At 39.2% G+C, this 22,567-nt stretch carries 18 protein-coding genes and 2 other annotated features (1 of these 20 cut by a window edge); of the genes, 15 read left to right on the top strand and 3 right to left on the bottom strand.

Annotated elements, in window-relative coordinates; all coding sequences use genetic code 11:
* Positions 1–11: 11 nt before the first annotated feature.
* Positions 12–1,598 (bottom strand): DUF342 domain-containing protein, encoded by a 1,587-nt coding sequence (locus tag ACZ47N_RS02815; RefSeq protein ID WP_464887626.1) that lies wholly within the window; start codon positions 1,596–1,598, stop codon positions 12–14.
* Positions 1,599–1,828: 230 nt separating this feature from the next.
* Positions 1,829–2,641, bottom strand: coding sequence for a MerR family transcriptional regulator (locus ACZ47N_RS02810; RefSeq protein ID WP_464887625.1), 813 nt, complete (start codon positions 2,639–2,641; stop codon positions 1,829–1,831).
* An 83-nt stretch (positions 2,642–2,724) separates the two neighbouring features.
* Between ACZ47N_RS02810 and ACZ47N_RS02805 the strand changes: the two genes are divergently transcribed.
* Complete coding sequence (locus ACZ47N_RS02805; RefSeq protein ID WP_464887624.1) at positions 2,725–4,041, top strand: MATE family efflux transporter; 1,317 nt, start codon at positions 2,725–2,727, stop codon at positions 4,039–4,041.
* A 411-nt stretch (positions 4,042–4,452) separates the two neighbouring features.
* Here ACZ47N_RS02805 and ACZ47N_RS02800 read toward each other — a convergent pair whose 3' ends face one another.
* Positions 4,453–5,679, bottom strand: coding sequence for a DUF4317 domain-containing protein (locus ACZ47N_RS02800; RefSeq protein WP_464887623.1), 1,227 nt, complete (start codon positions 5,677–5,679; stop codon positions 4,453–4,455).
* Positions 5,680–5,921: 242 nt separating this feature from the next.
* Here ACZ47N_RS02800 and ACZ47N_RS02795 point away from each other — a divergent pair, with 242 nt between their 5' ends.
* The 14 genes from ACZ47N_RS02795 (at position 5,922) to nagZ (ending at position 22,350) form a co-directional block, all read left to right on the top strand.
* Positions 5,922–7,676 carry a sensor domain-containing diguanylate cyclase gene (locus ACZ47N_RS02795; protein WP_464887622.1) on the top strand — a complete coding sequence of 585 codons (1,755 nt, stop codon included), beginning with the start codon at positions 5,922–5,924 and terminating at the stop codon, positions 7,674–7,676.
* A gap of 286 nt (positions 7,677–7,962) precedes the next feature.
* Entirely contained in the window at positions 7,963–8,841 is an 879-nt protein-coding gene (locus ACZ47N_RS02790) for a glycine betaine ABC transporter substrate-binding protein (protein ID WP_464887621.1), read from the top strand.
* A 96-nt stretch (positions 8,842–8,937) separates the two neighbouring features.
* The gene (locus ACZ47N_RS02785; protein ID WP_464887620.1) at positions 8,938–10,083 is read left to right on the top strand and encodes a sensor domain-containing diguanylate cyclase; all 1,146 of its coding nucleotides are present in this window, start codon (positions 8,938–8,940) and stop codon (positions 10,081–10,083) included.
* Between the two features lie 80 nt (positions 10,084–10,163).
* Positions 10,164–10,769 (top strand): DUF445 domain-containing protein, encoded by a 606-nt coding sequence (locus ACZ47N_RS02780; protein ID WP_464887619.1) that lies wholly within the window; start codon positions 10,164–10,166, stop codon positions 10,767–10,769.
* Between the two features lie 313 nt (positions 10,770–11,082).
* Positions 11,083–13,011, top strand: a complete 1,929-nt coding sequence (gene thrS, locus ACZ47N_RS02775) for a threonine--tRNA ligase (RefSeq protein ID WP_464887618.1) — start codon at positions 11,083–11,085, stop codon at positions 13,009–13,011.
* Between the two features lie 234 nt (positions 13,012–13,245).
* Positions 13,246–13,776 carry a translation initiation factor IF-3 gene (gene infC, locus ACZ47N_RS02770; RefSeq protein WP_464888407.1) on the top strand — a complete coding sequence of 177 codons (531 nt, stop codon included), beginning with the start codon at positions 13,246–13,248 and terminating at the stop codon, positions 13,774–13,776.
* A gap of 28 nt (positions 13,777–13,804) precedes the next feature.
* The gene (rpmI, locus tag ACZ47N_RS02765) at positions 13,805–13,993 is read left to right on the top strand and encodes a 50S ribosomal protein L35 (RefSeq protein ID WP_464887617.1); all 189 of its coding nucleotides are present in this window, start codon (positions 13,805–13,807) and stop codon (positions 13,991–13,993) included.
* Between the two features lie 26 nt (positions 13,994–14,019).
* Complete coding sequence (rplT, locus tag ACZ47N_RS02760) at positions 14,020–14,379, top strand: 50S ribosomal protein L20 (protein ID WP_464887616.1); 360 nt, start codon at positions 14,020–14,022, stop codon at positions 14,377–14,379.
* Between the two features lie 176 nt (positions 14,380–14,555).
* Positions 14,556–15,374, top strand: a complete 819-nt coding sequence (locus ACZ47N_RS02755) for a TrmH family RNA methyltransferase (RefSeq protein WP_464887615.1) — start codon at positions 14,556–14,558, stop codon at positions 15,372–15,374.
* Between the two features lie 13 nt (positions 15,375–15,387).
* Positions 15,388–15,605, top strand: a binding site (T-box leader).
* Between the two features lie 59 nt (positions 15,606–15,664).
* A complete protein-coding gene (gene pheS / locus ACZ47N_RS02750; RefSeq protein WP_464887614.1) occupies positions 15,665–16,684 on the top strand; it encodes a phenylalanine--tRNA ligase subunit alpha in 1,020 nt (339 codons plus the stop codon).
* Between the two features lie 37 nt (positions 16,685–16,721).
* Positions 16,722–19,124, top strand: a complete 2,403-nt coding sequence (gene pheT / locus ACZ47N_RS02745) for a phenylalanine--tRNA ligase subunit beta (protein ID WP_464887613.1) — start codon at positions 16,722–16,724, stop codon at positions 19,122–19,124.
* Positions 19,125–19,201: 77 nt separating this feature from the next.
* A complete protein-coding gene (locus ACZ47N_RS02740; RefSeq protein ID WP_464887612.1) occupies positions 19,202–19,720 on the top strand; it encodes a cell division protein ZapA in 519 nt (172 codons plus the stop codon).
* A 31-nt stretch (positions 19,721–19,751) separates the two neighbouring features.
* Complete coding sequence (tyrS, locus tag ACZ47N_RS02735; RefSeq protein ID WP_464887611.1) at positions 19,752–20,975, top strand: tyrosine--tRNA ligase; 1,224 nt, start codon at positions 19,752–19,754, stop codon at positions 20,973–20,975.
* A 154-nt stretch (positions 20,976–21,129) separates the two neighbouring features.
* Entirely contained in the window at positions 21,130–22,350 is a 1,221-nt protein-coding gene (gene nagZ, locus ACZ47N_RS02730; RefSeq protein ID WP_464887610.1) for a beta-N-acetylhexosaminidase, read from the top strand.
* 65 nt (positions 22,351–22,415) lie between these two features.
* Positions 22,416–22,567: a binding site (T-box leader), on the top strand (it continues 102 nt past the right edge of the window).

Raw genomic sequence — 22,567 nt, 5'->3', positions numbered from 1 at the left:
ATCCCTCCCATTTACTCAGATTTAAAGTGTATTTCGTTATCTTTAACAAAAATCGAGCCATTTATTAAGGATTTGACTTTCTTTTGAAGATTCTTGATCTCTAACATGGTGTTCGGGTGTGCGTTATCAAGAATCATCACCTCGCCTTCACCTCGGGTACGAAGCATGTTTTCTAGACGCTTTAGCTCTGCATTTATTTCATTGATTTCATCAATCAACTGATCGTAGCGAAACATCAATGCATCATAAGTATCCAAGGCTTTTTTGTCCAAGGTTTCTTGATTGATTTCGAAAACTTCCAACTGTCTTTTTAAGCGGTTTCCTTTGACCAGGGTATCACTAAACTTAGATTTTATGGCTGTTAGTTCTTCGGTTACTTTTTTTCTACTAAAGCCAGATACTTTGATTTGAGTTTCTTTTTCGTAGCGATTTCCGATAGAACCAGCCATTACCCGGTGTTTGGCATCGATGGTTCCACCAATAATACGTCCGTTATCTAGAGAAGTAATAAAATTAGCTTTTAAGTGACTGTCGATGGCATATAAGCCTACATGAATATCATCGCCTGCATAAACAGAAGCTTCGCGAACGAATTTTGCATAGACATTACGGCCAGCTTTAATAGTCGCAACTCCCTTGCCGTTAATACCACCCAATATAGCGATATCACCGGTTTCTGAATGAATGAGTTCAACAGCTCCAACGCCTAGGTCACCTTTTACTAAAATATCTTTTTGAGCGATAACTTGAAACTTGTCTTCAATGGTTCCATCAATAGTGACATGGCCATTAAAACGAATATTGCCTGTTTTGTAATTCACATCTCCTGAAATATACAAGTGATCTTCGACGGTGATTTTGCCATGGCGAAATCGAACTGCTCCTTCGATTTTTGATCTAAGTTCTGTTACGCCTTCTTGTTCAATGGATTCAATTGTTTTTTTCTCGTATTTTAAGGGGAAATCCCTTCCTTTTTTTGCTGGGATTGTTTTACCAAAAATAGTTTTTCCAGGAGTTCCTTCTGTTGCATGGATTTTTTCTCCAATCCATTCGCCTTTTTGGACGCAATCTAAAAGGTGGATTTCGTAATGATCTACATTGCCGTCTTTTTTCACTTGCGGTTTTTTTTCCCCTAGTTCATAATAACGAACTTTTGCGTCCTCTCCTGGAGTTGGATCGATACCATATGCAATGGGGATACTCTCCATCGGTGGGAGTGATTCAATTGCTTCTTTTTGAATGTTTGTTTGAATGTCTTTCTCTGTTAAAATCCGAAAAGCTTCTGTTGTGATTTCTTCTTGGTTGGCTGTTTGATGCTGCTCAGAGGTTAGATTGAGCGTCATATGTGCTTTCATTTCATCCTTGGAGACTGTCAATTCAATTAATGGCTTAAAATCGCCTATTAATAATGGATGCCCTGGAGCATCAAAGGCTTCCTTTAATCCTCTGAAGTTACTTACTTTTACCCGCGGATTAGCCTTTGTAACGGTTTCGAAGTAAGCCATTTTCGCTTCTTTGTCTAAGACGGTTAAGTATAATTGTTGACTGGTTTCGTCTACGGCAAGCTGTAGAATCTGGTCTTCATACACTTTTTTCACGTGGAAAGCACCTCTTTTTTTAAAAAATTTCGGATCATTGTAGGAAGGACTGAGAAAGACGAACCGAAGAATCCTTGTTTATTGTATCGGACTTCCAAAGGAATGCCAAGAAGATTTCGACAATTTTGCAGGTTTAAACTCAAAAATACATACAGAGTCCTAGTGATACCTTGAAGGAGATGAAAAAAACGGAAGGATCCTTAGGGAGACAAGAATAGAGGGATCCTTTATTAATTACAGGAGACGGGGATTTGTATTTCTGTTAGAAACTCTTCTTCCTTAGCAGTGGTGTGAATATCAAGGCGATAAATCTCCATGGCTTTTCCTATAATATGATAATTTTTCGAATGGAGATCTGTGACTACTTTTTCAAACATTTGCTGACTTTTAGAATAGCTGCCTCGATAAGTAAGACAAGCGAAGGTTCCGCCTTTAATGATACGATGCCAAGGTTTTGTTTGATCTTGAACAAAAAAGAAAGCGGTGTGGTAACTGGTATAATCTTGGGCCTGAAATCCTTTTTCGTCGATAAAAACACCCATATCTAGATTTCCAACTAAGGAGAGTGCTTCTTCATCTGTTTTTTCTAATTCTCGAAAGGCTAAATCTACGGCTTCGTCCTGTGGGAGGACACCGTCTATTAGGATGATCTTTCGGTCACCTATTTTTCGATAGGATACATTCCTTTCATCTTCATAATGCTGCAGTGCTTTGAGGTCGCTTAGTTTTTGGTTAAGCTTTTGTTGCAATAATTCTAGAGGTTTAATTTTTTCTTCGATAATATTAATTTCTTTTTCCAACATTGAAATAGTGTGGTGCAATGTTCTGTTTTCAAGATATTCTTTAATTTGTGGAATTGAAAAATCCAGTTTTCTTAAGTCTTTAATGATATTAAGCTTCCAAATATCCTTTAGGGTATAAAGTCGATAACCATTGGATTTCCGGGCTGGGTGTAACAGTCCTTTTTTTTCATAGTACCTCAGTGAGTCTGCTCCCAGTTGGTATAAGGAGCATATTTCTCCGATTGAATATTCTTTTTTCATAATTCCTCCTTGACCTTAGTATAGTACTAAGGTTTATGATGAGTCTATACAATAGTTTATCATATTTTGAGAGGAAGCGAAAAATGTCAGTAAAAAAACAGTTTTTTAAGTATTTGGTACCATCTGTGAGTGCGATGTGGTTTTTTTCAATCTACACTATGGTAGATGGGATGTTTGTTGGAAGAGGTGTAGGAGACAAAGCATTAGCAGCGGTTAACCTAGCGATGCCTTTTGTGAACACTGTATTTGCAGTGGCTTTACTGATTGCCGTAGGAGCATCAACGTGGATTACCTATTATATGGGGCAAGGAAATACAGAAAAAGGAAATCATTTGTTTAGCATGACCATTTTTATGGTAGCAAGCATAGGAGTTCTCATCACCAGTTTGTCTCTGTTTTTCTTAGATCCTTTGGTAACTTTTCTTGGAGCAACAGAAGAGACTTATGGATATGTAAAAGATTATCTTGGAATTGTAATTTCCTTCAGTACTTTTTTTATGGTAGCCTATACATTAGAAGTATTGGTGAAAGCCGATGGATTTCCTTCTTTATCCATTACCTATGTTACTTTAGCGGCAGTTATCAATATTGTATTTGATTATTTATTGGTTATTCGCTTTGGCATGGGAATAAAAGGGGCTGCTTATGCAACAGGGCTTGCACAGTTTTTATCTTGCATGGCATTTTTGATTCATTTTCTAAGAAAAAAAGGACAGTTGCGTTTTGTTAAGCCGGTATTGCAGTGGTCAGATATTCAAGCTATTTTGCGCGTAGGGTTTCCAGAGTCCTTGACAGAACTGTCCATAGGGTTTACTACTTTTATTTTTAACTTTTTTATTATTCGTTGGATTGGACCTCACGGCATTGCGGCTTTTGGAGTTTTAATGTACCTTAATAATTTAGTCATGATGACTATGATCGGTATCAATCAAGGAATGCAGCCTTTAGTTAGTTATTTTAATGGGAAAAATGATCAGGACAGTATTCGAAGTATCATTGGTTTATCCTTGAAGACTGTTCTTGGGTTTTCCTTGCTATTCTTTTTTATTTCTCAACGGATGAATGAATATGTTGTAAGGCTGTTTATTAGTCCAGAACACGAACAATCCTTTCAATTATCTATTTCGGCCTTAAAATGGTTTGGGTTTGGTTTTTTACTTTCTGGATTTAACGTGTTTATTTCAGGATTGTTTACAGCTTTAAGATTCTCTAAAAAAGCGTCTGTCATATCTTTTTTAAGAGGGTATGTATTAGTGGGAGTGACGCTTACAGTTATGACCATGGGATGGGGGAGTAATGCCATATGGATGGCTCCTGTAGTCTATGAAGCCATAACCCTTGTTGTAGCCCTCGTAATGGTTCTCAGAGTTAAGCGTGTAGGAATTCTTCAATATCAATAATTAAAAGGAGAGTGTGGAGACTCTGAGTCCTTTTTATATCTTGTTTTTCAGAAGAAAAAGACCGTTATCTAGAAAATGAAGGTTTTACGGTACAGCAAAGGAACTTGAGGTTCTCTTCTGGGCATAGCTCTTTGTCATCTATGGTTTTCGGCTATATATGAAGGATATGAGATCCGTTTTTGATGAAAAATCAGGGATGGAGAATATGGTGTAGAATGATCAAGACACCTATGCTGCAAACATAAGTAAATAAAAAAGGGGAGTACAGGGATAGGATGTACTCCTCTTTTTATTTTGACATAAGTAATAGTAGGAGCTCTTATGGTTGTGGGCAAACATTCTGTAGACACGTTTTTGAAGGTTTTGACGTTGCTTCCCCTAACCCTAAAGAGACGTCAAAGGAATTTGTTTTTATAAAGGGTATTGCTGACCATTGACAGTGGCATGTTCGTTGTCTTCCAATGGAATTACCAGACAACGATGGCCGTTTATTTCTTGAGTAGTGATATGAGATTCTTTTTCAGGATTCACCTGTAAAATCACTTCTTTTTCAGAAGGTGGCTGTGCTGTTTTTTCCAATTTATCCTGTAAGGCATCCACTTGCTTTTGAAGTCGCAATTCTTTTTTTCGTTGTTCGGTGGCTTTAGTAATCTTAGAATCAATAAGATTATGAGCTATAGGAAAGTCTTCGTCAAAACACTGTTGGTAGGAAGCTTCGATTTTAGAAATTGCTTGTTCTGGTAGCTGGCTATCAGCTAGCAGCTGTTTTACTTCGGTTTCCGACACACGTAAGGGTTCTTCTTCGCCGTTGTCAAACAATGCGATATGCTCTTCTACCATAGTTTCCAAAGTGCTATGAATTTCTAAAAGAGCTTGTTCACCAGCTTCTTCATCTGGACCCATGGAATCCTTGACGATCATTTGAAAGGATTCTTTCTGAAGGGCTGCTGTTTGCTTTGGAATGCATCCTAAAACGTCTTCCATTATGGCAGGGTGAGGGTTTTTAGGGTTTTTAGTATAATACATAATTCCGTTAATATCAGCGCTTCGATGAATAAAAGCTGGGAAAATAAAGCCTAAGGTAGGAGGCTCTACAACCCAGTCTCTGACACGGGCTTTGATTTTTTGTTCTTCCTCAAAATAACGAAGGCCAGGCTTGCTTAAGGAGACGGGGCAGATGGCACATAAAATATATTCATACACCTCTTCTGATTCATCAAGTTTTGATCGATCTGTGGTTTTGGTGATGACGTCATAGGCGTCATGAAAAGCTAGAATCAGGTAATTTCCTTGGTGCGGAAAGTGATCGATAATTGATTGGTAAAAAGTCTCTAATAACGCATCGTCTTTAAGCTGACTCTGTTTCAATTCATAAAAAAAGGTTTGTTTGGTGTTTTCTAGATTTTCGTCTAAAGGGAAATGAAGTTCCAGCAAATGATTATCAATGGTTCCGGATAAAACTTTTCGAAGGATCTCCATGTATTTAAAGGCATCATCTTCTTCTAAATTCAGAAAGCTTTCTCTGAACTGGAGAATTTTATTTTTTTCGCTGTTGACGTAGCAACCACAAACTTTTGTAAAGGTGCAGTCATCTTTTTTAAATCTTTTTTTGAGTTCTAGAACATCTTGTTTTCGCATTTCAATACTCCTTTTTTATTTTTTTACAGTCGAGAAGTGGGAGGCGTGATGGGTTGCATGCATCTCATCAGTAAGTATTTTGGGTTTCTGTATAGATATTTTTGTATAGAAAGGGTACTATCAATGAAGAACAGGATAACAGATAATATGGGAGATGCTTCCTTTCTAGTGGACATCACAACATTATAGCATACTCAATTAACCAGAACATAGGAATCAAAAAGAAAAATGAGGGACTGCTTATGAAAAAAAGAGTTGTATGGATCATATGGGTTTTCATTTTGATTGTCGCATCACAGGCGATGATTTTTGTGGGGGGTATAGAGGATGCTGTTTCCAGTAAAGAGTCTTTGACACTAGGAAGTATTTCTCAAGTGTTGAAGGATCCTCATGGAAACATAACATTCCAGCAGTTGCTAGCATCTGATTATGATGAATCATTCGAAAACCATGATAAAGACGTGTTTCAGTTTGGATTAACAAAAGAGACACATTGGATTCGTTTTCAATTAAATGAATTAGAAACCAACAATGCGGAGCTCCTTTGGAGAGAACATTTACTTTACTTGGATTATTCGGGAATAGAAAGAATCGAGTTATACATACCGGTGATCAATGAAGAAGAGGACTACATTAGATACTTAGGCGGATTTTATCATGCTGGTGTACAGGATGAAGTAGGGTTTGTTTTTCCGGTTTTTCAACTTCCGGAAAACCTTGATTCGGAAAGGCCTTTCTATATCAGGGTAGAGAGTATGTATTCCAACAATTTTTCCATGATTGTTGTGGAACGAAACTATTTTTCTGGAATTCAGCTTCAATTGATATTGGTTCTTTCTTTGATTTACGGTATGATGCTGGCGATGATGCTCTATAATTTGGTGCTATTCTTTGCATTAAAGGATAAGGTCTATATTCTGTATGTTGGGTATATCTTGTTTATGACCCTTTATCAGGTCAGCGTAACCGGAGTTCTTAAAATTATACGTTTTGAGTGGGGAGAATTTATCGAAATACATACCCTTGCAGCTACTTTTATAGCAGTGATTTTTGCATTGATGTTTGCGTGGTCTTTTATTGATGTGCCTCGTTTTGTTCCAAAAGCCAAGTATCCGGCCTATGGATGTTTTGGCATTTGTGGAATGGGAATCGTATTAGTCTTATCTGGAAATCAGTATTATGCTAACTGGTTGGCCTATGTCTTAGGAGCAATCCTTCCTTTCTTAGTCATGACGACGGCAGTGATTGCATATCGGAAAGGCCAACTGATCTCCAAATATTATATAATGGCAACGGCGGTTCTTTTCAGCACGGTCATTGCCTATGTGCTGAGGGGAGTTGGGGTTTTAGAGCATAGCCTATTGACTTCTCATGCCGTCACTGCTTCTGCAGGAATGGAGGCATTATTGCTATCTTTTGCTTTGGCGGATCGAATTCGAATACTAAGAAAACATGGTGAACAGGCGGATCAACGTGCAACTGAGCTTACTCAAATTAGTCTTACGGATAGCTTAACGAGTCTTTATAATCGGCGTTGCTTTGATGATGTTCTTTTAGAAATCAAAGAAAATCCCAGTAAAAGAATGAAATCTATTTCTCTTTTGTATCTGGATATTGATCAGTTTAAAAAGTTTAATGATGCCTACGGTCATCCCAAAGGGGATCAAGTGCTTCAAACACTAGCGAAAGTCATGAAGAAAAGTGTGAGAGAAGGGGACTATGCATGTCGGATTGGCGGTGAAGAATTTGCTGTGATATTTTTTGAGACAAATGCAACGAAGGCATGGCAAATTGCTGAAAGAATTAGGGCTTCTTTTGAAAGCGTTGATTTTAGCGAAATCGCTCCAGATATACCAAGCGTTACTGTAAGCATTGGAGTAGCAGAATTAGAGGAGGAAGAAAAGGTGGAAGCTTGGGTAAATCGGGCAGATAAAGCCTTATATACCGCAAAAGAACAAGGGAGAAATCGAATTGTGGTATCCAATAGAAATCATTAGGAAAGTGGGGAATGGGTAATTTGGATACAATGAATATTGGTTGTGGTGTCAAAAGCCCGGCAAACTTTGCTGGCAAACAATATATGGTTGAATAGAAGGTTCCTGTCTCTACATGCTGTGGGTCTTGCCCGGGAAGCTACCTTTTGACACTCAAACCAATATTCCTATTTAAAAAGGATTAACAATGTTCTACTATCAATAGGCTGACCTTGCGTTTGATTTCTTGAGTTTTCTTATTGATTGGGTTAATATAGGAAAAAAGAACTAAATTAAATGAGGAATGTAGATGTTATTGAAAAAGTTATTGGCACTATCCATGATAGGAATCATAGTTTTGGTCGGTTGTGCATCGGAGAAGCCTGAAAACCATACAGAAGACCAGTTGAAAAAGAATGAAGTGGTTAAAATTGTTTATGTGGATTGGGTTTCGGAAGAGGCCAGTGCTCATGTGGTAAAAGCCGTCATAGAAGAAAAGTTAGGCTATACATGTGAATTATTGGCTGTTTCCGCCGTGGCCATGTGGGAATCTGTTGCGGTAGGTGACCAGGATGCAATGGTGGCTGCATGGTTACCATCACTTCATCAACATTATTTAGAGGAACATCGAAGTCGCATCGAAGATCTTGGACCCAATTTAGATCATGCCATTACAGGATTGGTTGTACCGGAATACGTTACTATTGATTCCATTGAAGAGCTGGTAGATTACGGAGACAGATTTGAATATAGAATAATAGGCATTGATCCAGCCGCAGGGTTGATGACTTCATCAGAAGCAATGATGGATCAATATGGCCTCGATGAGTTCCAGCTCATTTCTGGTAGCGATAGAACAATGACAGAAGCACTTGGAAATGCTATTGAGGATAAAGAATGGATTGTGATTACTGGATGGACGCCTCACTGGAAATTTGAAAAATGGAACCTGAAGTATCTGGAAGATCCGTTTAATGCATATGGAGAGGGAGAAAGAATTCATACGATTGTGCGAAAAGGGCTAGAGGAAGATATGCCTGAGGTATATAGATTTCTAGATCGATTTTATTGGGAACCGGAGCATATGGAACAGGTAATGTTTTGGATAAATGCAGATGGATTGTCTCCGGAAGCAGCAGCGGATAGATGGATCAAGGAAAATGCAGAAATGATTAAAGAGTGGCTATAACTTCCTGGATCCTAAGGTCATAAGGAAGGAGGAAGATTTATTATTGATAGGGAGCAATCTAGCAATACCGTAGAAGGATCTTGGGCAAAAAGCATATTGGCAAAAAAATGGTTTGCAATTTCCGTAACAGTGACCATCACACTCATTGTTATTTTGGTATGGAATCTTACTTACTCTTATCGAATGATTAACGTATTTGAAAGCGAAAACCTCGCCATGGAAAAAGCGGCAGGAGAAGTATTCTTATATACCAAAAGTCTGGAAATGGCGGCTAATATGGCGGCAGCAACTGGGGATTTAACGTGGCGAAAGCAGCATGAAGAAGATCAGGCTGAATTAAGTCAAGTCTTAGAACGAATTCCCACGTATATTGATTCCCAAGAAGCGGCCAATGAATTGCTTTTAATGCAAAGATTATTAGGTTCTATAGGAGCCATTGAAGACAGAAGTTTTCACTTGATTGGGAGAGGCTACAGGGAAGAAGCTTTTCGATTGTTATCTGGTTGGAATTACACCAAAAGCCAGTTGGAGTTGGAGGAATCTAAAGATCGTTTAGTAGGGATCATGCATACCCATGTGGATAAGCAATTGGCCTTTATGAATCGGACAACCACATGGCTTTTACTAGTCGTTGCGGTGGGATTATTGGTTTTAGTGGCATCTTGGTATACTTATTATCGGATATGGTGGGAAGAGACTCGAAAGCGACAGGAAAAAGAGGAGCGGATTTTATATCTTAGTTATCACGATGCTCTAACAGGGTTATATAATCGGAGGTATTTTGAGGAAGAGGTAAATCGATTAAATGTAGAAAGAAAAATGCCGCTGACAATTATTTTGGGTGATGCTAATAATCTGAAAAAAATAAATGACAGCATGGGTCATTACGCTGGCGATCAGCTTTTAATCGAAATGGCAAGGATTATGCAAAATGCCGTGCGTCAAGAAGATGTAGTTGCAAGGTGGGGTGGCGATGAGTTTGGAATTATTTTGCCAAACTCTGACGAAGAAAATGCTCAACAGATTATCAAAAGAATCGAAACTGGATGCAATCAATCTATCTTTGAAGGGATACATCTAAGTATTTCTTTAGGATATGCTATTAAAACCAATCTAGAAGAGCCTATTGACCAAGCATTTACGCGTGCAGAAAATCGAATGTATAAGAAGAAAAGACAGGATAAAAAGAAAATGAGGCAACAGGTGATTGAAAAAAACCGTAAAAGTAGCAGGAAAAGTTGAATAGACATAAGAAATAGACGTTATTAGGGATGGATATATAGGAAGCCCTTGGCATAAAGGCTGAAAGTAGAGGTGAAGTTATGAGTATGATGTACTGGGTTTTAGTAGTTGCAGTGGGTGGATTGATTGGATGGACTACAAATATATTGGCCATACGACTCTTGTTTAAGCCCTACCTTCCCATTCGAATTCCTGTTTTAGGGTTTGAAATCCAGGGGGTGATTCCTCGTCGCAAAAAAGAAATTGCTAAAAATGTGGGGCGACAAATCGAAAAAGAATTAGTGTCCATGGCGGATATTCTTCAGACCTTTGGAAAATCAGAGCAACGTGAAGATTTGAAAATATTTCTGAAGATTTACCTTAATGATATGATTTTAGAAAGAATGCCGGGAATGATTCGTCGAGCTATGCGAAAGCCAGTGGGGACTTTTGTCAGTGACTTATTGGACAAAGAAGGGGATCGAATTATTACAGATATGATTGAGCACTTGGTAGACGATCAAGGTCAGAAGTTGAAGTTGGCCCATATAGTAGAAGAAAAAATTATCGAATACCCGATGGAACATTTGGAAAACTTGATTGTTAACGTGGCTCGAAAAGAATTGCGACATATAGAAGGGTTGGGCGGTATTTTAGGAATGATAATAGGTTTTTTTCAGGCTTGGTTTTTAACACTGTTTTCTTGACATAGCCCTAGGAATATCGGTATAATGGCAATAGATAAATGTGAAAATGCCTTGAAGCGAAAAGAGTAGGTTGAGAACTGCAAGTCAGAGAAGAAACACCATGGCTGGAAGTGTTTCTGTGTAAGCTCATCTGAAAACCATTCGCCAGCAGCTTCCTAAAGAAGCCGGTGACCCCGATATCGTCTGAATGAGTGGAGCAGCAAAGCTGTTTTAATCAGGTGGAACCGCGGAATCCTTTTTCGCCCTGAATATCATGGGAGAAAGGGATTTTTTTGTGTTTTTGTTGAATAGAATGAAAGACAGGAGGAGAAATATGGAAACGATTAAAGTAACCTTAAAAGATGGCACGGTTAAAGAGTTTCCCAAAGGGACAACCGTGTTGGAAGTGGCGGAGAATATCAGTAAAGGGCTTGCTAGAGCAGCCATAGGCGGCGAAATTCACGGAGAACCAGTGGATTATATGTATCCCCTGGAAGAAGATACGGAATTAAATTTGGTGAAATTTGAAGATGAAAATGGAAAGGTGTTTCTGCGGCATACAGGGTCTCATATTTTAGCTCAGGCGGTAAAAAGGCTTTACCCTGGTACAGCCTTGGCCATAGGACCTGCTATTAAGGATGGTTTTTATTATGATTTTGATACGGCACATACCTTTGGGCCAGAAGATCTGGAAAAAATCGAAAAAGAAATGCAAAAAATTGTAAAAGAAGATCTACCAGTAGAACGCTTTGAATTACCTCGGGATGAGGCTATTGAATATGTCAAAAATGCGGGGGAGCCATATAAAGCAGAGTTAATTCAAGAATTACCAGAAGACGAGATTATTTCATTTTATAAACAAGGGGAATTTGCAGATCTTTGTGCTGGACCTCATGCACCTTCTACTGGAAGAGTTAAGGCGATTAAATTGTTAAGCGTGGCTGGGGCCTATTGGAGAGGCAGTGAAGAAAATAAAATGCTTCAGCGCATTTATGGCACTGCTTTTGAAAAGAAAAAAGAGCTAACGGAATATTTGGAACGTATTGAAGAAGCAAAAAAAAGAGACCATCGTAAAATAGGAAAAGAAATGGACTTATTTACTTTACTGGATGAAGGTCCGGGTTTCCCGTTTTTTCATCCAAAAGGGATGGTAATACGGAACGAATTAGAGCATTTTTGGCGACAAGCTCATGTTGCTAGAGGATACGATGAAATAAAGACACCTATTATTTTAAATGAAAACTTATGGCATCAATCTGGTCACTGGGATCATTATCAGGAAAACATGTATTTTACAAAAATCGATGAAATGAATTATGCGGTAAAACCCATGAATTGTCCAGGTGCTGTGCTGGTATATAGACGAAAGATGTATAGCTATAGAGATTTTCCTATTCGGATGGGGGAACTAGGCCTGGTGCATCGCCATGAAATGTCTGGAGCCTTGCACGGATTAATGAGAGTTCGTTGCTTCACCCAGGATGATGCTCATATTTTTATGCTTCCTGAGCAGATAAAAGACGAAATTATTGGGGTTATTGATTTTGTAGATCATGTTTATAAGATGTTTGGCTTTAAATATCATGTTGAATTATCCACAAAACCAGAGAAATCCATGGGAACCGACGAAGAATGGAATATGGCCATTTCAGCCCTTCAAGATGCCTTGGAGGAGCGGGAGATACCATATAAAATCAATGAAGGAGACGGCGCTTTTTATGGCCCTAAAATTGATTTTCATTTAGAAGATTGTCTTGGTCGTACGTGGCAATGTGGAACCATCCAACTTGACTTTCAAATGCCCCAACGATTTGACCTGAACTATATTGGTTCAGACGGGGAAAAACATCGACCTATTATGATTCATCGCGTTATTTTTGGTAGCATTGAACGATTTATAGGGATTTTGATTGAACATTTTGCAGGGAAATTTCCTCTGTGGTTATCCCCGGTGCAAGCTCGTATCATGCCAATCTCTGATAAACAGATGGCCTATGCAGAAAAACTGCGTGATGAATTATCACAAGAAGGCATCCGTGTAGAGCTAGATGATCGAAATGAAAAAATCGGTTATAAAATCAGGGAAGCACAATTGCAAAAAATTCCATATATGTTGATTATTGGTGATCGTGAAATAGAGAGTCATACAGTGAACTTAAGGCTTAGAGATGGTGGAGAAATAGGAGCCATGAAGCCAGAGGTGTTTTTATCCCAATTAAAAGATAAGATTAGCAGAAAAGAATTATCTATTGAAATGGAATAGCTTGACAATTGTTCCTTTGGATGGTAGACTGTTATTCTAAACAAAGTAGAACGATCCGTTTCTCACCCTGCAGCAGTGCTCGACAGGGTTAATAGATGGCATGATGATCAAGAGGATAGTATCTTGATGGATTATGCATGAATGTCTATGAAGCGGATGGGATACCCCATCCGCTTTTATATGTGGCAAATATCTGCTATAAATGAATCGTTCTAATTCTGTTATCCACAAAGTATTCAGGGAGGTGCCATTACGATTAAAGAACTTCAAATCAATGAAGAAATCAGAGAGAAAGAAGTAAGGCTGATTGATTCAGAAGGCGAACAGATGGGAATTGTTTCAACGAAAGACGCGCAAATAATGGCGGATGAAAAAAATCTTGATCTTGTTAAAGTTGCGCCCCAAGCAAAACCGCCAGTATGTCGAATTATGGACTATGGTAAGTACAAATACGAGCAAGCCAAGAAGGAAAAAGAAGCTAAGAAAAATCAAAAAGTGATTAACGTAAAAGAAATTCGTCTTAGTCCGAACATCGAAGAACATGATATGCAGGTTAAAGCAAATCAAGCCATTAAGTTTATTAAAAACGGAGATAAAGTGAAAGTGACACTTCGTTTTAGAGGCCGTCAGTTAAGCAATATTGGATTAGGCCGCAAAGTTATGGATGAGTTCAAGGATATGATGGATGAATACGTAATTGTAGAAAAGTCAGCGAAAATGGAAGGTCGACAGCTGATTATGTTCCTTACGCCTAAAATTCAATAAGGAGCTTCACTAAAAGGAGGAAATTTTCATGCCAAAAATGAAAAGTCATCGTGGCGCTGCCAAGCGTTTCAAAAAAACAAAATCAGGGCTGCTTAAAAGAGCAAAGGCCTATAAGAGTCATATTTTGACGAAAAAGTCTGCTAAAAGAAAGCGAAAGCTTCGAAAGTCGGCTACTGTATTTAAAGGTGAATTGAAAAAAATCAGAGAAATGATTTAAGGATCTGTTGAAGGAGGAAATCAACCATGGCTAGAGTCAAAAAGGCGGTAAACGCCAAAAAGAAACATAAAAAAATACTTAAACTTGCAAAAGGGTATCGTGGTGCTCGCAGTAAGCTCTTTAAGACTGCTAACGCTACAGTGATTAAAGCCCTGAGTCATGCTTATAAAGGTAGAAAACTGAAAAAGCGTGATTTTAGAAAACTATGGATTACAAGAATAAATGCAGCAGCCCGTGTTAACGGCATGTCTTATTCCCGTTTCATGAATGGATTAAAGCAGGCGGGTGTAGAAATGAACAGAAAAATGTTATCAGAAATGGCAATTCATGATAAGGATGGTTTTGCCAAGTTGGTAGAATTATCTAAAGAAAAAATAAATGCATAATGTTGTTATCTTCAGTCTTAAAGAGCCGAAATAGTCGGCTCTTTTTTAGACTAAGGAAGTGGTGAAGGGGAGTTTGGATTCTGACGAATCCCCATTGGTTAAGGAATAAGTGTCATTGGTTGATGGATATTAGGAGACCTAGCAATAAGGAAAGATCATGTATAAGGAGGTTGGTGATGACGATAAAAATAGTAGAAAGCATCTCAAACCCTATTATAAAAAAGGCGCTTTCTCTACAACTCCGAAAAAACAGGAAAAAGCATCAACAATTTCTTTTAGAAGGAATAAGGGGAATACAAGACATGGTGTCTGAATCCCCTGGGATTGATGTAATTTTTTATGAAAAAAAAATCGAATCATTACAGAGTGGAGAAAACCTGCTCTATAGCAGCGAGAAAGCTGGCATAGAGCTAATACAGGTAACGGATTCTGTCATGAAAAAAATGACTGATACGGAGAACCCTCAAGGAGCTATAGCCATTGTTCATAAACCCGTATATGATTTAGAGGAAGTCATTAGAAAAAGTCAAAACATCCTTTTGTTAGATCGAATTCAAGATCCAGGAAATATGGGAACCTTGATCCGATCAGCAGAGGCGGCAGGATTTAATGCGGTGATGATGACAACAGGAAGCACGGATCCCTTTAGTGCTAAATGCATCCGTGCAGCAACGGGAGCCGTATTTCACTTACCGGTTTTTGAGCTACAAGATACTGAGAAAACATGGGAAAAACTGAGAGAATATCAGTATCAAATTATTGGAGCTGCATTGGAGAGAGGCGTAGTATATACCTCAATAACGTATAAATCCCCTATGGTATTGGTTATTGGCAATGAGGCAAAGGGAATACAACCGGAATTGTTAGAAATGATGGATGGCGCCGTTACCATTCCCATGAAGGGAAAAACTCAATCATTAAATGCCGCCATTGCAGGGAGTGTATTGATGTTTCATGTGGCTACTACTTGTCCTAGGGATAAATCCATGGTATAATCTTCCATAAGTTTATCCTGCGATGATTGAGAGAGTACATTGAAGGGTCATTAGGAAAGAGAATGGAAGCCGTGGCTGAAAGCCTCCATAGTGATTTCAATGGAAGTTCGCTCAGGAGCTCTAATGCTGAAGACAAGTAGGCATTGGCGGCAGACGCCGTTATCGTCATTGAGAGGCACAAGAAGATTTGTGCTAGTAGGGTGGTACCGCGGAATAGCTTTCGTCCCTTGGGGAAGAAGGCTTTTTTTGTTTTTGATTTTATTATAAACAGGGGAAGGGAGTATTGATCCATGGAAGAAAAATTGAAACAACTTCAAGAAGAAGCAGTGGAAATGCTGCAAAAGGTCAGGGAATCAAAGGAAGTAGAAGATATTCGGATAAAATACCTTGGTAAAAAAGGCGGACTTACACAGGTACTGAGAAATATGGGAAGTCTTCCAAAAGAAGAGAGACCACGGGTAGGGCAAGTAGCCAATGACGTGAGGGAACACTTGGAAAAAGCTATTAATGAAACAAGGGCAAGGATCCATGAAGAAGCACTGGGGATCAGGCTGATGAAAGAAAAGATTGACGTAACCATGCCAGGGAAAAGGCCATCCCAGGGTTCAAGACATCCCTTGACACAGGCGTTAGACGAACTAAAAGAAGTGTTTATAGGGATGGGTTTCACTGTAGTTGAAGGACCTGAAGTAGAAACCGTCAGCAATAATTTTGATATGCTGAATGCACCTCCCAATCATCCCTCTAGAGATTTTTCAGATACATTTTACATTGATGAAAATACCATTCTTCGAACACAGACGTCACCAGTGCAAGTTCGGGTGATGAAGCAAAATAAACCTCCCATTCGAGTGATTTCTCCGGGCAGATGTTTTCGGAATGACACTCCAGATGCAACCCACTCTCCAATGTTTAATCAATTAGAAGGGTTGGTAGTGGATGAAAAAAGCACCTTGGGAGACTTGAAAGGTAGTTTAGAAATTTTTGCGAAACATCTTTTTGGAGAGCATACACAAACCAAGTTTCGGCCACATTATTTTCCCTTTACAGAGCCAAGTGCTGAAGTAGATGTAACGTGTTTTAAATGTCAGGGAGCAGGATGTTCCATGTGTAAAGGCAGTGGTTGGATTGAAATGTTGGGATCTGGAATGGTTCACCCAAATGTGTTGAGGAATTGCGGAATTGATCCGGAAAAATATAGTGGATGGGCTTTTGGGATGGGAATTGATCGAATCGCTATGCAAAAATATGGCATTGATGACATACGCTTGCTTTATGAAAACGATCTACGCTTCTTAAGCCAGTTTTAGCATTGAAAACTATAGGACACTAAAGGAGGAAATACCCATGCTGGTACCAGTAAAATGGTTAAAGGAATATGTGGAGATAAGGATTAATACAGATGAATTAGCTGATAGAATGACTATGTCAGGATCCAAAGTGGAAGAGATTCGCCCTTGGGGGAGAGGTCTAGATAAAATAATGGTTGGCAGCATAGAAGAAATACAGCCTCATCCTAGGGCGGATAAATTAGTGGTGGCCCAAGTATCTACAGGCAAGAATAAGTTACAGATTGTTACGGGGGCGGAGAACATACAAGAAGGGGATAAGGTTCCAGTAGCATTGGAAGGAACAGAACTCCCTAATGGAATGATCATAGAAGAAAGTCATCTAAGAGGAGAATCATCACAGGGGATGATGTGTTCACCGGATGAGCTGGGAATTCCCAAGCATATGGTGCCGGAAGAATTTAAAGATGGGATATGGATTTTAGATGCTAAGGCAGAGACGGGCAAACCCTTTACGGAAGTACTTCCGCTAGTAGAAGACGTGATTGAATTTGAAATCACATCCAATAGGCCGGATTGTTTAAGTGTTTTGGGAATCGCTAGGGAAGTAGCTGCTACTTTGGATACGGTGCTAAATCCACCAATGGTACAGCTTAAGGAAGCTGGATTGGATTGGAGCGAGGATGGGGGTGTTACCATTGAAGATGAAGACGGATGTTATCGTTATATTGCAAGAAAAATTACAGATGTAAAGATCGAGCCATCGCCGCAATGGATGCAACAGCGGCTTATTCAGGCAGGTGTGCGTCCAATTAGCAATATAGTGGATATTACCAATTATGTTATGTTGGAAATAGGGCAGCCGCTGCATGCCTTTGATGCTGAAAAAATAACTGATCAACATATTTTTATCCGGAAGGCTAAAGAAGGGGAATTATTGACTACCCTTGATGGAGTTCAACGAAAATTAGCTTCTTATATGACGTTGATTGCTGATAAAGATAATGCCTTAGGAATAGCAGGTGTTATGGGAGGCGAAGAATCGGAAATAACAGATCAGACTACCTCTATTATTCTGGAATCTGCCAATTTTAACCAAGATTGTATCCGCAAAACATCTCAGGAATTGAATCTTCGAACTGAGGCATCCTCTCGATTTGAGAAAGGAATGGATCCAGAACTATGTTTATTAGCGGCTAATCGAGCGTGTCAGTTAATTGAAGAATTGGGTGCCGGAACTGTTAATATAGGAGTGCTGGAAGACTATCCTAAACCAATTGAACATGCAAAGCTGGAGATTCGGCCAGAAAAAGTCAATGGACTTTTGGGAACAGATCTTTCAACAGAAGAAATGATGGCTATTCTAACTAAGTTGGAAATAAAAACAGAAAAAAAACAAGACCACCTAATGGTGGAAGCTCCTTCCTTTCGAAAGGACTTACAACAAGAAGCAGATTTTATAGAAGAGATTGGTCGGATCTACGGCTTTGATAAGATTGTTCCTACCCTAATGAAGGGGGATATTATGGTTGGTGGATTGTCGGAACATCAAAAGATGAAGGAACGATTAAAAGATGCATTAGCTGCCTGTGGGTGCTTTGAATCTTTAACCTACTCTTTCGTGAGTCCGACAAGTGTAGAAAAAATTCGATTGCCTAAAGAAAGCTTTAAAAGAGATTTTGTTAAATTACTTAACCCACTAGGGGATGAAACAAGCGTGATGCGAACGTCTGTCCTGCCCAATATGATGGAAGTACTTGCTAGAAATATTCATCGAAAAGTACCTATGGGTCGTTTTTATGAAATAGGGAATGTTTTTTATTCTAAGTTGGGAGAATCCAGTAATGTACTGCCGATGGAAGTGACAGAGTTAATTATTGCAACCTTTGGAAAGAAGGAAGACTTCTTTACCTTGAAAGGTATTCTTGAGCATTTACTGAACAAAATGGGCATACAACAAATCGTTTATGAAGAAGAACCAAATCATCCTAGTTATCACCCAGGAAGATGTGCCAATGTATATGCAGAAGGAAAATTATTGGGCACCATGGGTGAAATTCATCCCATGGTTGGAGAGAATTATGACTTAGATAGTGAGCGATGCTACGCTGCAGAAATTAATGGAGATCTTTTGTTAGAAATGGCCGTGGTGAATCCCGTGTATCAAACCCTTCCTCGATATCCTTCTATTGTAAGAGACTTGGCCTTGGTATTAGAAGAACAAATTCCTGTGAAGGCTATAGAGGATATTATATGCCAATATGGTGGGGAATGGGTGGAATCCTACGAACTCTTTGATGTTTATCAAGGTGATCAGATTGGAGAAGGCTTAAAAAGTGTGGCCTATACCATTACCTTCCGGCATTCGGAGAGAACATTGAAAGATAATGAAGTAGAGGAAGTCATTCAAGTTTTAATAAAAGAACTGCAAAAGCAGCTTCAAGCAAAACTTAGAGCATAAAGAGGCAACAGTCTGTACGACACAATCGGGAATATGATATAATAGGGGAACAGTTTTCAGTCAAGGAGTGGATGTCGTTGACGGAGAAAAAAAATCGAGTGATTATGAGGATTAATGGACAGGAATACCCCATCGCCGGAAATGAGACAAAAGAGTATTTGATTCGGATTGGAACTTTTGTGGATGAAAAAATGCAGGAGGTTGCAAAACATAATCGTCAGCTAAGTCTCTCCATGGCAGCGGTATTGACTTCTATCAATATTGCCGATCTTTATCTTAAATCACAGCAAGAAAATGCATCGTTACAAAAAGAGAAACCATTAAAAAACGAAGACCTTTTTCATGTGAAAAATGAATTAGAGAAGAAAAACAAGACTTTGAGTCAAGAAAAAGAACATAGTAGACATCTTCAACAGAAATTAAATGAAATCAGAAAAGAAAATGAAAGCAAACAAGTTGAACTGAAAAACCTTCATGAGGCGTTCAACAAAAAAGATCAAGAACTAAAGAAAGCCAAGGATGTTATTGAAGAGCTTCAGAATCAGCTATATGAAAGTCAAATGCAAGTAGTTGAGCTGCAACAAAAAGATAAATAGATTGACAGCAAAAGGAGGAGGCAGAGACCCAATGGCAAATGTGTTTGATGTGTTGAAAGAAAGAGGTTATGTAGCCCAGGTTACCCACGAAGATCAACTTCGAGAAAGAATGGGTCGTGAACCGATTACGTTTTATATTGGTTTTGATGCAACGGCAGCAAGCTTACATCTTGGACATTATGTTCAGATTATGGTGATGATGCATATGCAAAATGCCGGACATCGTCCTGTGGTACTGCTAGGGGGAGGCACCACTATGGTGGGAGATCCTTCTGGAAAAACCGATATGAGAAAAATGTTGACACCAGATCAAATTCAAGACAACGCTCTGCGATTCAAGAAGCAGTTTCAGCGGTTTTTGGATTTTTCCCCAGGCAAGGCAATTGTGGTAGATAATGCAGAGTGGTTACTGGAATTAAATTATATTGACTTTTTAAGAAAAATAGGCCGACACTTTTCCATCAATCGGATGCTTTCTGCAGAGTGCTATAAAGCAAGGTTAGAACAAGGCTTAACGTTTTTGGAATTTAACTATATGATCATGCAAGCGTATGATTTTCTTGAACTATATCGACGCCATGATTGTCAGCTTCAAATGGGTGGAGACGATCAATGGTCCAATATTTTAGCGGGCTACGAATTGATTCGAAGGGTTGAAAGCGGAAATGCTCATGCCTTGACTTTCCAATTGCTGACTACTAGCGAAGGAATCAAGATGGGTAAAACCGAATCAGGAGCCTTATGGCTAGACCCTGAAAAAACATCCCCCTATGAGTTCTACCAATATTTGAGAAATGTAGATGATCAAGATGTGGAAAAAACGTTGAAGCTATTAACCTTTTTACCACTGGAAGAAATTAGGGAACTATGTGGCGTGGAAGGAGCGGCCCTTAATGCTGCCAAAGCAAGATTGGCCTTTGAAGCCACCAAAATAGTTCATGGGGAAGAAGAGGCAAATAAAGCAGAGGAAGCGACCCAAAAAGTATTTAGCGGTGGTATGGCAGAGAATTTGCCGACAACGGAATTTGAAGAAAAGGATTTTGAAGAAAACAAGGATGTATTATCTCTACTGATTGAAACCGAGTTGGTCCCTTCTCGTTCTGAAGGACGTCGACTAGTTCAACAGGGAGGTATTTCTATCAAGGATGAGAAAGTGATGGATATTAATCATACCATTGGAAAAAGTGATTTTGAAGATGGTTCGCTACTTATTAAAAAAGGAAAGAAAACCTATCATCGAGTAGTTTTAAAATAGAAAAAATACTTTGGAAGCCCTTGAAAACCATGTGTTTCAGGGGTTTTCTAGTTGTCAGCTAGGCAATATTCAGACTGTAACCGTTAGGAAGAACACTTGACCTTAGGGTACAAGTCGATATGGAGTCCAGTCCACGATAGAAAGGTGGCAGGAAATGGGGAGTACTCATAAGAAATCCAGTGTCTATGTGGTGGCTTTTCTGATGCTTCTATGCATAGGATGTGGTACTGAAATGGTAGAAGAACTGAATCATCAAAGCCAAGATTGTTTAGAAGAAGTGGAGATAAAAGAAGTAGAAAAAGAAGATTCCTACGAAGTCTTAAAGGATTTAATAAACAGCATGAGTGTGGAAGAAAAAGCAGGCCAAGTCTTAATGCTGGCTTTTCGTAAGGATGCATTCGGAAATCCCATCCTAAATACAACAGAAGATCTATTAAGTGTATTACATCAGATCAAGCCAGGTGGCGTTATTTTATTTTCGGAAAATATTCAGAAAGAAGAGCAAATAAATGATTTTATCAATGAGTTGCAAGAAACATCTATTATTTCATTGTTGATAGCAGTAGATGAAGAAGGAGGCAGGGTTTCTCGTTTAACAGGAAAAGGGATAGGGTTTCCAGAATTACCTGGCAACAGAGTTTTGGGAGAAAATGCCGATGCTCAGGAAGTTCGTGAGTCTGGAAACCTGCTGGGAAAACATCTCAGAGAGTTAGGGTTCAACATGAATATGGCTCCAGTTGCAGATGTAGACAGTAATCCTGAAAATCCGGTTATTGGTGACCGATCCTTTGGATCAGACCCAGAATTAGTCGGGATGTTTGCATGGGAACAGGCAGAAGGAATGATGGAAGAGGGAATCATTCCCGTATTCAAACATTTTCCAGGCCATGGGGATACCAGCGAAGACAGTCATTTTGAGCAGGTGATTTTGCCTCACAGCTCGGAGCGAATGGAGCAGGTGGAATTGGTTCCTTTTCAAAAAGCCATTAAGGAAGGCATTCCAGCAATTATGACAGCTCATCTCATAGTACCTGCTTATGATGAAATTTTTCCGGCGACGCTATCTGAATCTATTCTAACAGGTTTGTTGAGAGAAAAAATGGGTTATAAAGGGGTGATTGTGACAGATGCCCTTGAGATGGCGGCTATTAGCAAGGAGTGGGGAAGCGGTGAAGCGGCGGTGAAGGCATTAAATGCGGGAGCAGACCTCTTACTAATGCCACCAGAGCCCTTGGATGCCCACGAAGCCATTGTGGAAGCTGTGAAGGATGGACGACTCTCTGAGTCGAAGCTTGATGAATCCGTGAGTAGGATCTTGCTATTGAAAAAAGAATATCAATTAACGATTCGAAAAGAAGAAATCAATCAAGAATAAAGTAAACCGCTATTGACACACAAAACAGGCCAGTGTATAATAATTCTTAAACGAATCAACATTCAGAAAAAACAATGATGGAGAAAAGTAGGCAATTATGGTGCTATACAGGGAAGAATGCCATTGACTGAGAGTATTCTAAGGATCAACTTGTTGAAGTTCTCTCTGGAGTTTTCAAGCTGAATTATCAGTAGGCTTGAACGGAACCTCCGTTATG

It is taken from the genome of Tindallia texcoconensis, from assembly GCF_055383815.1.
Note: the sequence above shows the minus strand (reverse complement) of the source record. Positions and strands in the feature narration are given on the sequence as shown.